11 protein-coding genes and 4 tRNA genes are annotated in these 13020 nt (G+C 56.2%); 9 read left to right on the plus strand and 6 right to left on the minus strand.

Going from position 1 to position 13020, the window contains the following annotated elements; all coding sequences use genetic code 11:
• The first annotated feature begins 80 nt into the window (after window positions 1-80).
• The 5 genes from ACA059_RS07080 (at window position 81) to ACA059_RS07100 (ending at window position 2183) form a co-directional block, all read left to right on the plus strand.
• The gene (locus tag ACA059_RS07080; protein WP_497633229.1) at window positions 81-1322 is read left to right on the plus strand and encodes an aspartate kinase; all 1242 of its coding nucleotides are present in this window, start codon (window positions 81-83) and stop codon (window positions 1320-1322) included.
• A 187-nt stretch (window positions 1323-1509) separates the two neighbouring features.
• The gene (gene csrA, locus ACA059_RS07085) at window positions 1510-1698 is read left to right on the plus strand and encodes a carbon storage regulator CsrA (protein ID WP_002554426.1); all 189 of its coding nucleotides are present in this window, start codon (window positions 1510-1512) and stop codon (window positions 1696-1698) included.
• A 62-nt stretch (window positions 1699-1760) separates the two neighbouring features.
• Window positions 1761-1851: transfer RNA gene (locus ACA059_RS07090), tRNA-Ser, on the plus strand.
• Window positions 1852-1958: 107 nt separating this feature from the next.
• Window positions 1959-2035 (plus strand) — tRNA-Arg (locus ACA059_RS07095).
• A 71-nt stretch (window positions 2036-2106) separates the two neighbouring features.
• Window positions 2107-2183, plus strand: a tRNA-Arg gene (locus tag ACA059_RS07100).
• A 19-nt stretch (window positions 2184-2202) separates the two neighbouring features.
• Here ACA059_RS07100 and ACA059_RS07105 read toward each other — a convergent pair.
• A complete protein-coding gene (locus ACA059_RS07105) occupies window positions 2203-2721 on the minus strand; it encodes a cell envelope protein SmpA (RefSeq protein ID WP_497633230.1) in 519 nt (172 codons plus the stop codon).
• Between the two features lie 320 nt (window positions 2722-3041).
• Between ACA059_RS07105 and mgtE the strand changes: the two genes are divergently transcribed.
• A complete protein-coding gene (gene mgtE / locus ACA059_RS07110) occupies window positions 3042-4484 on the plus strand; it encodes a magnesium transporter (protein WP_497633231.1) in 1443 nt (480 codons plus the stop codon).
• A 100-nt stretch (window positions 4485-4584) separates the two neighbouring features.
• Here the strand turns inward: mgtE and ACA059_RS07115 are convergent, their stop codons facing one another.
• The gene (locus tag ACA059_RS07115) at window positions 4585-4911 is read right to left on the minus strand and encodes an Arc family DNA-binding protein (RefSeq protein WP_003178899.1); all 327 of its coding nucleotides are present in this window, start codon (window positions 4909-4911) and stop codon (window positions 4585-4587) included.
• A 386-nt stretch (window positions 4912-5297) separates the two neighbouring features.
• On the opposite strand from ACA059_RS07115, the gene phnN reads away from it, so the two are divergent.
• A complete protein-coding gene (gene phnN / locus ACA059_RS07120) occupies window positions 5298-5870 on the plus strand; it encodes a phosphonate metabolism protein/1,5-bisphosphokinase (PRPP-forming) PhnN (protein ID WP_497634633.1) in 573 nt (190 codons plus the stop codon).
• On the opposite strand, the gene ACA059_RS07125 is transcribed toward phnN, so the two are convergent.
• Window positions 5845-6024: a PA3371 family protein gene (locus ACA059_RS07125; RefSeq protein WP_497633232.1), complete on the minus strand. Its 180-nt coding sequence runs from the start codon at window positions 6022-6024 to the stop codon at window positions 5845-5847. The two genes, phnN and ACA059_RS07125, sit on opposite strands and share 26 nt — an antisense overlap.
• Before the next feature lie 22 nt (window positions 6025-6046).
• Window positions 6047-6280 (minus strand): hypothetical protein, encoded by a 234-nt coding sequence (locus ACA059_RS07130; RefSeq protein ID WP_497633233.1) that lies wholly within the window; start codon window positions 6278-6280, stop codon window positions 6047-6049.
• A 292-nt stretch (window positions 6281-6572) separates the two neighbouring features.
• Here ACA059_RS07130 and ACA059_RS07135 point away from each other — a divergent pair.
• Window positions 6573-6649, plus strand: a tRNA-Arg gene (locus ACA059_RS07135).
• Window positions 6650-6775: 126 nt separating this feature from the next.
• Here the strand turns inward: ACA059_RS07135 and ACA059_RS07140 are convergent.
• Window positions 6776-8119 (minus strand): lysozyme inhibitor LprI family protein, encoded by a 1344-nt coding sequence (locus tag ACA059_RS07140; protein WP_497633234.1) that lies wholly within the window; start codon window positions 8117-8119, stop codon window positions 6776-6778.
• Between the two features lie 237 nt (window positions 8120-8356).
• Between ACA059_RS07140 and ACA059_RS07145 the strand changes: the two genes are divergently transcribed.
• Entirely contained in the window at window positions 8357-8896 is a 540-nt protein-coding gene (locus ACA059_RS07145; RefSeq protein WP_497633235.1) for a hypothetical protein, read from the plus strand.
• 13 nt (window positions 8897-8909) lie between these two features.
• Here ACA059_RS07145 and ACA059_RS07150 read toward each other — a convergent pair whose 3' ends face one another.
• Window positions 8910-13016, minus strand: a complete 4107-nt coding sequence (locus ACA059_RS07150) for a CheR family methyltransferase (protein WP_497633236.1) — start codon at window positions 13014-13016, stop codon at window positions 8910-8912.
• Window positions 13017-13020 lie beyond the last annotated feature (4 nt).

The raw sequence follows: 13020 nt of genomic DNA on the forward strand, positions 1-13020 counted from the left end.
CGGCCCGCAGTCTAGTGGCGGGCCAGAATGCTGTTTGAGTGATTATTTGGGCGCCCTTCATGGGCAGAGGCGGCTTTGAAATGGCTTTGATCGTACAGAAATTTGGAGGCACCTCGGTCGGCACTGTCGAGAGAATCGAGCAGGTCGCCGACAAGGTTAAGAAATTCCGCGATGCCGGCGATGACCTGGTGGTTGTGCTGTCTGCAATGAGCGGCGAAACCAACCGTCTGATCGATCTGGCCAAGCAAATCAGTGGCGACGGCCAACCGGTTCCGCGTGAGCTGGACGTGATCGTCTCCACCGGTGAGCAGGTGACGATTGCACTGTTGGCCATGGCGCTGATCAAGCGCGGCGTGCCTGCGGTGTCTTACACAGGCAGTCAGGTGCGGATTCTGACGGACAGCGCTCACAATAAAGCGCGTATCTTGCAGATTGATGAACAGAAGATTCGTGGCGACCTGAAGGCCGGTCGTGTGGTTGTTGTCGCCGGTTTCCAGGGCGTCGACGAGCACGGCAACATCACCACCCTCGGTCGTGGCGGTTCCGACACCACCGGCGTGGCGCTGGCGGCAGCCTTGAAGGCTGACGAATGCCAGATCTACACCGATGTCGACGGCGTCTATACCACCGACCCGCGTGTGGTGTCCGTGGCTCAGCGCCTGGACAAGATTACCTTCGAAGAGATGCTGGAAATGGCCAGCCTCGGTTCCAAGGTGTTGCAGATCCGTGCCGTGGAATTCGCCGGCAAGTACAACGTTCCGCTGCGCGTACTGCACAGCTTCAAGGAGGGTCCGGGCACCCTCATTACTATTGATGAAGAGGAAACCATGGAACAGCCGATCATTTCCGGCATCGCTTTCAACCGCGATGAAGCCAAGCTGACCATCCGTGGCGTGCCAGACACCCCGGGCGTTGCGTTCAAGATTCTCGGCCCGATCAGCGGCGCGAACATCGAAGTCGACATGATCGTGCAGAACGTTGCGCACGATAACACCACCGACTTCACCTTCACCGTGCACCGCAATGACTTCCAGGCCGCGCAAACCGTGCTGGAAAACACCGCTCGCGAGATCGGTGCCCGTGAAGTCGTTGGCGATATCAAGATTGCCAAGGTGTCGATCGTCGGTGTCGGCATGCGCTCCCACGCAGGCGTGGCCAGCCGCATGTTCGAATCCCTGGCCAAGGAAAGCATCAACATCCAGATGATCTCGACTTCGGAGATCAAAGTCTCCGTAGTGATCGAAGAGAAGTATCTGGAACTGGCTGTGCGCGCTCTGCACACGGCTTTCGAACTGGACGCACCGGCCCGTCAGGGCGAGTGATGCGTTAACCGAAGGGCGCGGTCTGACCGCGCCCTTTTGTTTTTTTGAATGGCGCGACTCGAGGCTGTTCTTTTGCTCGCGCTAGTCAATACTCAGGCATGTAGGGCTGCGATCGTTCAGGTTGTAGGTCGAGTGCCTTTTTTTTGCAGACTGTTGTCCCTGAAATGAAATGCGTGAGGAGAAAGGTATGCTGATTCTGACTCGTCGGTGCGCAGAAAGCCTGATTATTGGTGATGGCGAAATCACCGTGACCGTGCTCGGCGTCAAAGGAAATCAAGTGCGTATCGGTGTCAACGCCCCGAAAGAGGTTGCGGTCCACCGTGAGGAAATTTACCTGCGTATAAAGAAAGAGAAGGACGAAGAACCAAGCCATTAATTTTTATCGTTTTTTATGTTTGCAAACGGGGAAGAAGCTGGTTAATATACGCCCCGTGTTGCGGAGAGCTGGCCGAGTGGCCGAAGGCGCTCCCCTGCTAAGGGAGTACACCTCAAAAGGGTGTCGGGGGTTCGAATCCCCCGTTCTCCGCCATTATTTGCGTAGTACGTTGTAATCTAGCTTCTTCGGTAAGTGTTTGAAATTACTAGAAAAAGTGCTTTACATAGAGATTAAACGGCCTATAATGCGCGGCAACAAATGCACTCGTAGCTCAGCTGGATAGAGTACTCGGCTACGAACCGAGCGGTCACAGGTTCGAATCCTGTCGAGTGCACCATTTAAGAGTTGTTTGCAGTAATGTGAATGACTTGGCTTCAACCAGTTGTGATCTGGTATAAAAACACAAATGCACTCGTAGCTCAGCTGGATAGAGTACTCGGCTACGAACCGAGCGGTCACAGGTTCGAATCCTGTCGAGTGCACCAAACACCAAAAAGCCCGCGTTTAACGCGGGCTTTTTGCCGTCTGGGATTTGGCTTTTCCTTTGGTGCATCCTCTCTCATCGAACTCGACGTGTGCGCTACGACCTCGCTGGGTGTTGTAACGGTAGCTCGTGGCTGAATTGCGAATACTGATCTTGTCTGGCTTGCCAAGGGCGCTCTCGACGTCCTGCTGACTCATGCCGGCGACAACCCGCTGATTGATGATCGCTTCGCGGCGCTCTCTGGCGCTGATGAGGTTTCCACATTTGTCCTCGGTCTTGCCGACGACAGTCGGGTCTCTCCTTTTGATTTTCATGCCTGATGTTTCGCGATTCTCGGCTTCCGGCATGAGAGCGGTCACGCTGCCCAGGGTGAAGGTGCGGACATCCTGAAGCGAAAGGCTGTCTCCGGCCTTGCAGCTCAACGTAGTGAAGGTAATGCGCCCGTCGGCCGCCTCGCAGCGGTGAACGGTCGTGGCAAGCGCCCAGGGCGACGGGCAGAGCAGGGTGATCAACAAAAAACAAAATGCATTGGATGGCATTAAACGTCCTCCGTGACGGTCCAACTCAAGGGTAGTCGTTACGTTTTTCAGCTGTGGTGTGTTTTCTTTTCAGAATGAGTCGTCGCAGTTTTAGAGATCAGGACTGCACTCAGCTTTGTCTTGCAACCGCTTGTTTCAGCCACGATTTTTTAACGTTTAAAACCGTCGGGCGGTGTATCATTGCGCCCGTCAGCCCCGCCGGGGCTTGTGGAATACCTCCATGGACTTACCCAGTAGTTACTCAGTACCCCGTTTTTCCAATCATGAATTGACTGATTGATCCTTCCGGCGTGCCCCGCTGCTGGGAGTGGAGTTCGCCTATGTCTGAAGTTGAAGTAAAGAAAACGCAGGAAAGCTTGCAGGACCGCCTCGCTCAAGTTGTTGAGCTGCTGCAGCGTCAGCGGGTGGTCGAAGACCTGACTCATCGCCAGGAAGGTCCGCATCACGACCGGGTCGAGAACCTGGTTCACCGGCAAAACCTCGTCGAGTTGCAACGCAAGCTCGATGATCTGCACTCCGCCGACGTCGCCTACATCCTTGAAGCCTTACCGCTGGGCGATCGTCTGACGCTCTGGCAATTGGTCAAGGCCGATCGCGACGGCGACATTCTGCTCGAAGTATCCGATTCTGTTCGTGAAACGCTGATCGCCGATATGGACGATCACGAGCTCCTGGCTGCGGCCAAGGACATGGACGCCGACGAACTTGCTGACCTGGCCTCCGAGCTGCCGCGCGACGTCGTCCACGAGCTGATGGAAACCCTCGATGGTCAGCAGCGAGAGCGCGTACGCTCTGCGTTGTCCTACGACGAGGATCAGGTCGGTGCGCTGATGGACTTCGAGATGGTGACGATCCGTGAGGACGTCAGTCTCGAAGTGGTTTTGCGTTACCTGCGCCGCCTCAAAGAGCTGCCCAGCCACACGGACAAATTGTTCGTGGTCGATTACGACGGTGTGCTCAAGGGCGTGCTGCCAATCAAGCGTTTGCTGGTAAACGATCCGGAAAAACAGGTTTCCGACGTCATGGCCAGCGACCCGGTGAGTTTTCACCCGGACGAAGACGCCTATGACGCTGCTCAGGCGTTTGAGCGTTACGACTTGGTCTCGGCGCCTGTGGTCGACAAGAACGGCAAGCTGATCGGCCGTCTGACCATCGATGAAATGGTCGACCTGATTCGTGAAGAGAGCGAAAACGAAGTTCTCAACATGGCGGGTCTGCGCGAAGAAGAAGATATTTTTGCGTCAGTCTGGAAATCCCTACGTAACCGTTGGGCCTGGCTGGCCGTGAATCTGATCACCGCGTTTATCGCATCCCGGGTGATTGGTCTTTTCGAAGGCTCCATCGAGAAATTGGTGGCGTTGGCGGCACTGATGCCGATCGTGGCGGGTATCGGTGGTAACTCGGGTAACCAGACGATCACCATGATCGTACGGGCCATGGCGCTGGATCAGGTCAGCACCGGCAATACTTCGCGCCTGATGCGCAAGGAGTTGGCGGTAGGCTTGATCAATGGTTTGGTGTGGGGCGGTGTGATCGGCGTCGTCGCCTATCTGCTGTATGGCAGTTGGTCTCTGGGGGTAGTGATGACCGCTGCCATGACGCTCAACCTGTTGCTGGCGGCATTGGCGGGGGTATTGATTCCCATGACTCTGGCGCGGCTTGGGCGCGATCCAGCGATGGGTGCCAGTGTGATGATCACCGCCATGACGGACAGCGGCGGGTTCTTCATCTTTCTCGGGTTGGCGACGATCTTCCTGCTCTGACTTATCGACATCAGAAACCCGCCAATCGGCGGGTTTTTTATGCCCGAATTTCAGGCAAAAAAAAGCCAGCGATTAAGCTGGCTTGAACTTTCGGATGAAATCAGGAAGCGTCTGCGGCCATTTCGGCATCATGCGCAATCAGCGAAACAAGAGCGTTCTGCTGACGGTGGGAGAGTTGGCGGAAGCGTTGCAGCAGTTCACGTTCGTGCAATGACAGCTCCGGGCTGTCCAGGCGCATGCTCAATTCTTCGCCCAATGCGCCTTCCTGAATAAGGCTTTGCTCAAGGCGCGCGATGATTTCGGAGTTCATGCTGCGATGATGATTGCGAGCCACCTCGGCAATGCGTTCACGCATTCCGTCTGGCAGACGTACGACGAACTTGTCAGCCGTACGGCTGGAATAAATTGCCTGTTTCAATGGGCGCATATATTTAACCGGTTAGTTCAGGGGAGCGGTTCTCGGGATTGGCCGCAGGATGTCTGATAGGACAAGCGGTCTGGCCAAATGTTCAACCTGAATTGATAAAGGCTCGCATCATGCCTCAAAGTAGCCAGTTCGTTGGCGTCAATTCTGTGACAAATATTGAACTGGATAAAGGCGTTATGCCAGCACCAATTATCAGAAATGCGGACTGGTTTGAAAAGTTTGCGCTGGTCCGTATTACTGACCGCCTCCTCTTGCCCGACAGGTGATGTCCTGGGACGCCTGAAGGCGCATGCTGTGCAGATTCGATCAGTGTTCCTTACTTGTACAGGATAGTGGCAATTGGCCGATTTACTAGGGGAAGACATGCAGTGCAAGGTGATTTCAAGATGGATGGCAGGCTGATTTACTTGATGGGGCCTTCTGGGTCCGGCAAGGACAGTCTCATCGAAGCCGCTCGAGAGCCGTTGCAGACGCTCAATTGTGAAGTGGTGCGTCGGGTCATCACGCGTTCGGCCGAATCAGTGGGCGAAGATGCGATTGGCGTTTCCCGGGAAGAGTTTGAGCAACACAGAGTCGAGGGCGATTTCGCGCTGTGCTGGAACGCCAATGGCCTGGATTACGGTATTCCGATCGAAATAGATCAATGGCTCAATGACGGTCGGCATGTCTTGGTCAACGGTTCTCGCGGCCATCTGGCTCAGGCGCTGCACCGGTATCCAACGCTGTTGGCGGTTCTTTTGACGGTCAAGGATGAGGTCCTGCGAGAGCGCCTGCTGCGCCGTGGTCGCGAGAGTTTTGCGGAGATTGAAGCAAGGCTGCATCGCAATGGGTTATTCACGGCAGAGGGTTCAAACGGAGATACGCGGATCCATCGACTCGACAATTCAGGTGAACTGACCACCACAGTTGCCAATCTGCTGGATCTGTTGAGGATTAACGCAGTACCGGATCGAACTTGATTTTGCGCCCGGCAATCAGCGCCAGCACAAACAGCGCACCGAACACGCTGCTGGCGATCAAAGGCAGGGTGAGGACCGTATCCTGGACCACTGACAGATGAAGAATGCCGCTCAGTAAGGCGAGGATGAAAAACCCTGCGGCTGATTTGGACATGCGGTGCTCCTGATGGGGTGATTCAAAATACCAAACGTTCTGAAGACTGAGCCGGCAGCAAAATGCCCTCCTGGCTCACCTCTTGGCTGACAAAGCTGCGCTTGTCGCTCATAACCGCCAGTTGAGGTGCTCTTTGCACCTGAAGGTAATGAGGCATGCGCTGAGCAACCAGCTCTACACCGCTCTCGGGGACAAAATGAAAACCCAACAGAACCGCCAGAGCGATCGCGTTCGCGAGTAAAAGAGTGCTGTTCATGAAGCTTGCCTCTGATGTTCTTCGAGAACAGCTAAAGCAGCCCGCATGCCAAGAGTCTAACGGTAATTAAATCCTTTAAAAACAATGAATTAAGATATTTCACCGAAGTGCCTGCATTGCATTTTGCAATGATGGCATTTTGCGGTGATGCAATTTGCACGGTAAACAAAGCCACGCTTCTGCGAGGCGTCTGCCTACACTTAAAAAGCCCAACGGACGACATGACAAAAGCGGGCCTGCCCGTTAACATGCACGCCGTCCATCGCACCGCGTTTCTTTGTGGTCGATCTGTGTCTCAGTAGCTCAATTGGATAGAGCATCCCCCTCCTAAGGGGAAGGTTGGCAGTTCGAACCTGCCCTGGGACACCATTAATTCGTACCTCTTCGGTCACCTTCTGACAGGGCATGTTCTCCTCGTCAGCAGGTAGCACCAAGAGGCAAAAAAGCCCCGCCGGGCAGTTCTCCGGCGGGGCTTTTTTGATTCTGTTGTCGCGGCTAGTTGAGATTGTCCCCTTCGACTTTGCCAATCGAAATACTCGCCTCGGTCATTCGCCGTCGTCCATTGACCTGATAACTACGTTCGACACCCTCGAAATCAGGTCTGCGCAGTACAAGTTGCGCAGATAGCCCATGCCTGGCGCTGTAGCCTCCAAACCAATCCATCATTCTCCCGATAAAGCACTCGTTACCGATCACGACACCTGTGTCGCCGACGATTTCGAACGTGTAATGTCCCGGGCCGAAACCGTAATAAGCACCTTCACCTTCTCCGTTCGGGGGGATGGGGCAAAGGGGTTGGCGATGGTCGCCAATGTCTTTGGCTTCGGTTTTGCTCACGTTGCTCAATGCTTGAGTGAGCGTTTTGTGTAGGGCAGGGCTCAAGGTAGTGGTAGCGCCACTGCCTTCGTCTTTTTGAGTCTTGGGGATAGACAGCTGATAGCGGTAGTTAACGATCACTGTGGGGACTACGTCGTTAAGCTTCAGCGGATTGAGGAGGTAGAGGTGGTCCTCACCGTAGTAGCTGTTTCGGTAGGCTGCATAAACGTTGTCACGCACTTTTATCCAGTCGACTGATTGGTTCGCGCCGCGATCATTGATAGAGAAAAGAGCGCTGCCAGAGCTTGTTTCAGGGTCGAAAACAGCTGTCCTTCTGACGAAAATCTCCCCAGTGCGGCGATACGTTTCCACATAAGAAAACAACCCCGTGCCACCGGTGTAAGTATCGACGACAAGATCCCGCAGTCCATCGCCGTCCAGGTCCATCAAGGTGTACGAGCTGTTACCGGACTCGCCAGCCGCCTCAATTTTAGAAGCGCTCAGAGCCCGCCATTCGTCCTGTGTGACGCCCTTTGGGGTGGTCTTTGGAAAGTGAGTTTCGTCGGAGGAGCTGTCGTCATCCGCGACGTCTGAAAAGGTGCTGGTGCCCGTTTTGATCGCGAGGCCGTCGAGTACCTTCTCTAACGGAAACTCTGCAGCGCCATGACTGGCTGCTTGAATGGATTGTCGCAGGTCTTCCAGCACAGGTTTATAGGCGACGGCTACACTGCGTTGCGCTTGTAATGACCGCAGGCGCTCGCGGTAGCTCTGGTCGAGGCACTCTATGTTTTCTGCGCACTGATCGCGGGTTTTCAGCCAGATACGCTGCGCTTTGCGCAATTCGGGCTGTGCCTGGGGGATGGCGTCGATCAACTCGCGGTAAGTCGATCCCATTTGGGTATCCAGCCCGTACAGATCTGTATTCGCACAAAGGGTCTTTTCAACGGGACTTGCTGCTTTTGTACAGTCCATTCCAGTCGCCAGTGCCTGCTGGGTCAATAGCAGGGCACAAGCGGACAACATGTAGCGTCCTTTGATGTACACAGTAGAAGTGCCTTGAATTTATGGGATTAGTGCAATCGCCATGGTAGCCGCCGCAGCTTCAGGAGTGCGACATCGAAAATCGTTTGAGGCATGAAATAGCCCCGCCAGACATTGTCTGTCCTGCGGGGCTTTTTTACGTGTAATCACCCGACGACCTACATGGAAAGTCAGTCATTGCTGTGCCTTACTCCAGACACAACTCATGGAGCGACGTCGATGCGGCGTAGAGGCACAAAATTCTGGTTATGGACCAACACGCAGTTACCCCTCCATACGCATGAAGAGGTACTCAGTAATGGGCTGCACATCGAGGTGCAGGCACGGGTCAGTCATGAGGGGATTGCCCAGGTATTTATAGGTGTCTACGGCACCAATGGCTGGGCTGTTGGCGAGGAGGTTCATGACCGGCACGTCGGTGAGCATTACTGCGTGGCCTTGAAGTGGGGCGCTCAGCGAGCGAGGGAGATTGTCGCAGACACCCTGGAGTTCGTCGCGCCGCACCGGGTGCAGTTGACCTTGAGTCCGGTGATTACCGATGAGTCGGAACTGGCCCTGCGGCGGATGGAAATGACCGAGCGCGAGTCTTTGAAACTCAGGTCCGACGATGCCTGGTCGGAGTACCTGGCCGCCAAGGCAGCCATGCTGGCGCTGATGCGCTCAACCAAAGTCGATCCTAAGGTCTGGGCTGATCACAAGGAGCGGCTCAGGCAGGCCATCGATCGACGAGCCTGCGTACAACGCGCCTATCTGCGCTGACCCTGTCTCAGGTCTAGGAGCGTCGCAGACTCTCAATGGTTTCGATCAGCTCATCGTAGGACACCGGTTTTCCAATGTGCTGGTCAAAACCCGATTGCCGTGATTTTTGAATGTCGTTAAGGGCGCCATAGCCCGTCAGTGCAATGGCCGGCACATCCTTGACCAGCGGCAACTGACGCAATGCGCTTATCAGCTCGTGGCCGTTCATGACCGGCATGCCCAAGTCAGAAATGATCAGGTCAAAGCGCGTGCTTTTTGCGGCATCCAAAGCCGCCACCGGACGGTCGAACGCAATCACTTGCGCGTCTTCCATTTCCAGCAGCATTTTCAAGGTTTCCAGTACATCGGCGGAGTCGTCGACCAGAAGGATCGTCAAACCGCTCAGCCTGCCAGAGGATTCTTCGACCTGAGTCGGGGATTGCGGCTCATCTTTGATATGGGACAAGGGCAGATAAACCGTGAAGGTACAGCCTGTTCCCACCCCGGCAGAGTTCACCTCAACCGTTCCCCGTTGGGCTTCGGCCAACTGGCGGACCAGTGACAAGCCTATTCCCAGGCCTTCACGGTTGTGGCTGACGTGCTGCTTTTCAGCCTGGCTGAACAGGTCGAACACGTGATCGAGGTTTTCGGGTGCGATGCCGGCACCGTTGTCTTTGACGTCCAGCCGCGCCATGTTTCCAACCTGGCTGGCGATCAATTGCACGTGGCCATTGGAGGGCGTGAATTTCAGCGCGTTATTTACCAGGTTCCAGATAATTTGCTCCAAGCGTGTCGGGTCGGCGTGGACCATCAAGGCGCCTGAAGGCACGAGCAGTTTGACGGTGGCATCGTGTCGGTCGCTTAGCACGACGGCATGAATGTCGCGCAACACACCGGCCAGATCCACGGCGATGGGTTTCAGTTTGAGTTTGCCGGTGCGCACCCGGGCAACATCCAGCAGATCATCGATGATCCGTGTCTGGCTGTTGACGGCGTCGCAGATGGTGTTGACGGCCTTGGCGGCCGGCGCCACCGACTTGGTCACCGGCAAGCGACGCAGTAGTTCTGCATTGAGCTGAATCAGGTTCAACGGATGCTTGAGTTCGTGGGACATGACCGCGAAGAACTCATCCTTGAGGTAATTGGTGTTGCGCGTTTCGGCCAGTTGTTGGCTCTGTTCTTCATGCTGGCGTTTATGGCCGGTCAGGTCGCGAGCGATTTTGACGTAGCCCTTGAGATTGTCGCCGCTGAGCAAGGTCACCTCGCCGCTGCAAAAGAAGCGGCTGCCGTCCTTGCGCAGATGCCAGCGCTCGTCTTCGCTGCGGCCATGGGTGCGCACCGACTGCAGTTCGTTTTCAGGCACGCCGGACGCACGATCTTCAGCCGAGAAAATGAAGTCGTAATAGGCGCCCTCGGTCTCGGCCTTGCTGTAGCCGAAGATCAATTCGGCACCTTTGTTCCAGGTGGTGATCAAGCCCTGCTCATCAAGGGTGATGATGGCGTAGTCGCGAGTGCTTTCAGCGACCAGGCGCATACGTTCCTCGCCCAGTCGCAGCTCTTCTTCAGCCGCCCGACGTTTGGTGATGTCGATGAACGTCAGCACGGTGCCGTCGATGTGGTCTTCGCTGGAACGATAGGGCAGCAGCCGGGCGATGTACCAGCGGTTGTCAGTGCTGCTGACTTCGCGTTCGATCATGTTCAACGAATCGAACACCTGCGCCGCGTCTGCGACCAGGTCCTCGTAATGCAGGCGATGGGTAATGTCGAGCAAGGAGCGCCCGGTATCCACCGGCAACATGCTGAAGATGTCAGTGGCGCGTGGGGTGAACCACTTGATGCGCATGCTGCGATCGACAAACACAGTGGCGATGTCGGTGGAGGCAATCAGGTTGGTCAGGTAGTCGTTGATCTTGTCGGTTTCTTCGACTTTGGTTTTCAGCTCGTAGTTGACCGTCAGCAGCTCTTCCTTGCTGGTCTCCAGTTCTTCGGTGGCCGAGCGCAGTTCTTCGTTGATCGCCTGCATTTCTTCGTTGGAAGCCTTGAGCTCTTCGCTGGAGACTTCCGATTGTTCGATGGTGTCCTGCAAGTGCAGCTTGGTGCGTTGCAGTTCGCGCTCAAGGTTGGACAGCACCTGGCTTTCGGTCTGTAGCACGGTGGTGGCCGCACGTTCGGAAGGGTCGACCTCGACTTCTTCGAAAATCACCAGAACGTATTCGCCGTCCGATTCTTCATCCTTATAAGGGTGGGCGATCAGATCAATCAGGTAACTGCGCTCATCACGCTTGATCGGCACTTCGCGGGACTTGACCGGCAGGCCGCTCTGCTGGACCTGGAACAGCGTAGTGCGAATTTCCAGGCGCAGTTCCGGAAGAATCAGCGTCAGCAAGTTGCGCGACAATTCGCCGCCAACATGACGCAGGAATCGCCCGGCACTCTCGCTCATGTGCAGGATGTCGGCGTTGGCATCGACGATCACGCTCGGTGGTGCGGACTGTTCGAGGGCGCGTTGATGGATATCGGCGAACGACAGTTTGCGTGGCGCGCTGCTTTGCGGGACCTGTTGAGAAGTGTTGGTCCGCACATAGCCGCCACGCGGCATGGTCGGTGTGCGCCGACTGTTGGCCGTGCCGGTCTTGGCGCGGAAGATCCGGTTGCGTTTATCCACCGGGGCGAACAAATCGGGGCACGCGTCCGCGCTCTCGGAAGAACCGAGGAACAGGAATCCGCCGGGACGCAGGGCAAAGTGGAACATCTGGAGAATTTCGCGTTGCACTTCGCGGTCCAGATAGATCAGCAGGTTGCGGCAAACAATCAGGTCGATCTGCGAGAAGGGCGGGTCGGACAACAGGCTGTGCTTGGCGAACAAGACCTTTTCGCGGATTTCCTTGCGGATCCGATAGTGATCGCCTTCCTTGATGAAGTAGTGGCGCAGCCGCGAGGGTGGTACATCGGTGATGATCGCTTGTGGATACAGGCCGGCCCGGCCGACGCTGATGGCGCGTTCGTCGATGTCGGTGGCGAACAGCTGCATCGACGCCGCACTGGCGTCCAGTTGCAATTGATCGTTGAGCAGCATTGCCAGGCTGTAGGCTTCCTCGCCCGTGGAGCAGCCCGCGGACCAGACGCGGATTTCTTCTTTCTCGGGTTGTGCGGACACGACAGCGCTGACCAGTTGCGGCACAACATCTCGTTCGAGGGCTTCGAAAGCCTCCCTGTCACGGAAGAAGTTGGTCACGCCGATCAGCATGTCGCCCAGCAGCGCCTTGGTTTCTTCGGGGTTAGCTTGCAAATAATGGTAGTAGGCGCTCAGGTCCGGCTGTCCGGTGACCTGCATCCGGCGTTCGATCCGGCGCAACACGGTGGCGCGTTTGTAGTGCTTGAAGTCGTGACCGGTGCCGGTGCGCAACTGAATCAGGACGTCGCGCAGCACTTGTTCGGCAAGTGCTGCGTCGCGCTCGGACACCGCAGCAATGGTTTGCAGTTCCGGATCGTTGGCGGTGGGCAAGCAGATTTCCCTGGAGTTGCGCCATAGCTCCAGCAGTTTTTGCGGCATTTCCACTACGGGCAGCACCAGGTCAACCATGTGGGTTTCGATGGCGGCGCAAGGCATGCCATCGAATTCGGCGTCTTCCGGTGCCTGGACCAGTGTGATGCCACCTTGTTCCTTGATCCGTGACAAGCCCACAGCGCCGTCCGAGCCGGTGCCCGACAACACCAGGCAGAAGGCGCGCTCGCGGTGCACATCGGCCAGGTCACGGAAGAACAGATCGATGGACGCGTGGCGACCTTCGCGCGGGTCTGTGGCGCTGATCTCCAGAAAGCCATCGTTCATTGCCAGCCGTTGCGCCGGTGAAATGACGTACACCCGGTTTTTCTCGATGGCCACCGTTTCGGTCACCTGCAGAACCGGCATCTTGGTCGATTCCTGGATGATCTTGTCAGCGATGCTCTGGTGGTCGGGCGACAGATGGAGAATGATCACGAACGCCATGCCATTGTCCTGGGGCATGTTTTCAAAGAACAGTTTGATCGCTTGCAGCCCGCCCGCCGACGCACCGATGCCCACCACCGGAAAGTCCAGGGTGCTGGGGCTCAGGGCCTTTCGCTCGGGAGCAGGGGCCGAGGGGGTGGGAGTGGTCATACCG

The sequence above is a fragment of the Pseudomonas sp. LBUM1647 genome (assembly GCF_059716175.1).

Bases quoted from the DNA above. Each gene is read 5' to 3' on its own strand.
- ACA059_RS07150 (WP_497633236.1), bottom strand. From the start codon at position 13,016: ATGACCACTCCCACCCCCTCGGCCCCTGCTCCCGAGCGAAAGGCCCTG.
- csrA (WP_002554426.1), top strand. From the start codon at position 1,510: ATGCTGATTCTGACTCGTCGGTGCGCAGAAAGCCTGATTATTGGTGAT.
- ACA059_RS07105 (WP_497633230.1), bottom strand. From the start codon at position 2,721: ATGCCATCCAATGCATTTTGTTTTTTGTTGATCACCCTGCTCTGCCCG.
- ACA059_RS07130 (WP_497633233.1), bottom strand. From the start codon at position 6,280: ATGAACAGCACTCTTTTACTCGCGAACGCGATCGCTCTGGCGGTTCTG.
- ACA059_RS07080 (WP_497633229.1), top strand. From the start codon at position 81: ATGGCTTTGATCGTACAGAAATTTGGAGGCACCTCGGTCGGCACTGTC.
- ACA059_RS07125 (WP_497633232.1), bottom strand. From the start codon at position 6,024: ATGTCCAAATCAGCCGCAGGGTTTTTCATCCTCGCCTTACTGAGCGGC.
- ACA059_RS07140 (WP_497633234.1), bottom strand. From the start codon at position 8,119: ATGTTGTCCGCTTGTGCCCTGCTATTGACCCAGCAGGCACTGGCGACT.
- mgtE (WP_497633231.1), top strand. From the start codon at position 3,042: ATGTCTGAAGTTGAAGTAAAGAAAACGCAGGAAAGCTTGCAGGACCGC.
- ACA059_RS07115 (WP_003178899.1), bottom strand. From the start codon at position 4,911: ATGCGCCCATTGAAACAGGCAATTTATTCCAGCCGTACGGCTGACAAG.
- phnN (WP_497634633.1), top strand. From the start codon at position 5,298: ATGGATGGCAGGCTGATTTACTTGATGGGGCCTTCTGGGTCCGGCAAG.
- ACA059_RS07145 (WP_497633235.1), top strand. From the start codon at position 8,357: ATGCGGCGTAGAGGCACAAAATTCTGGTTATGGACCAACACGCAGTTA.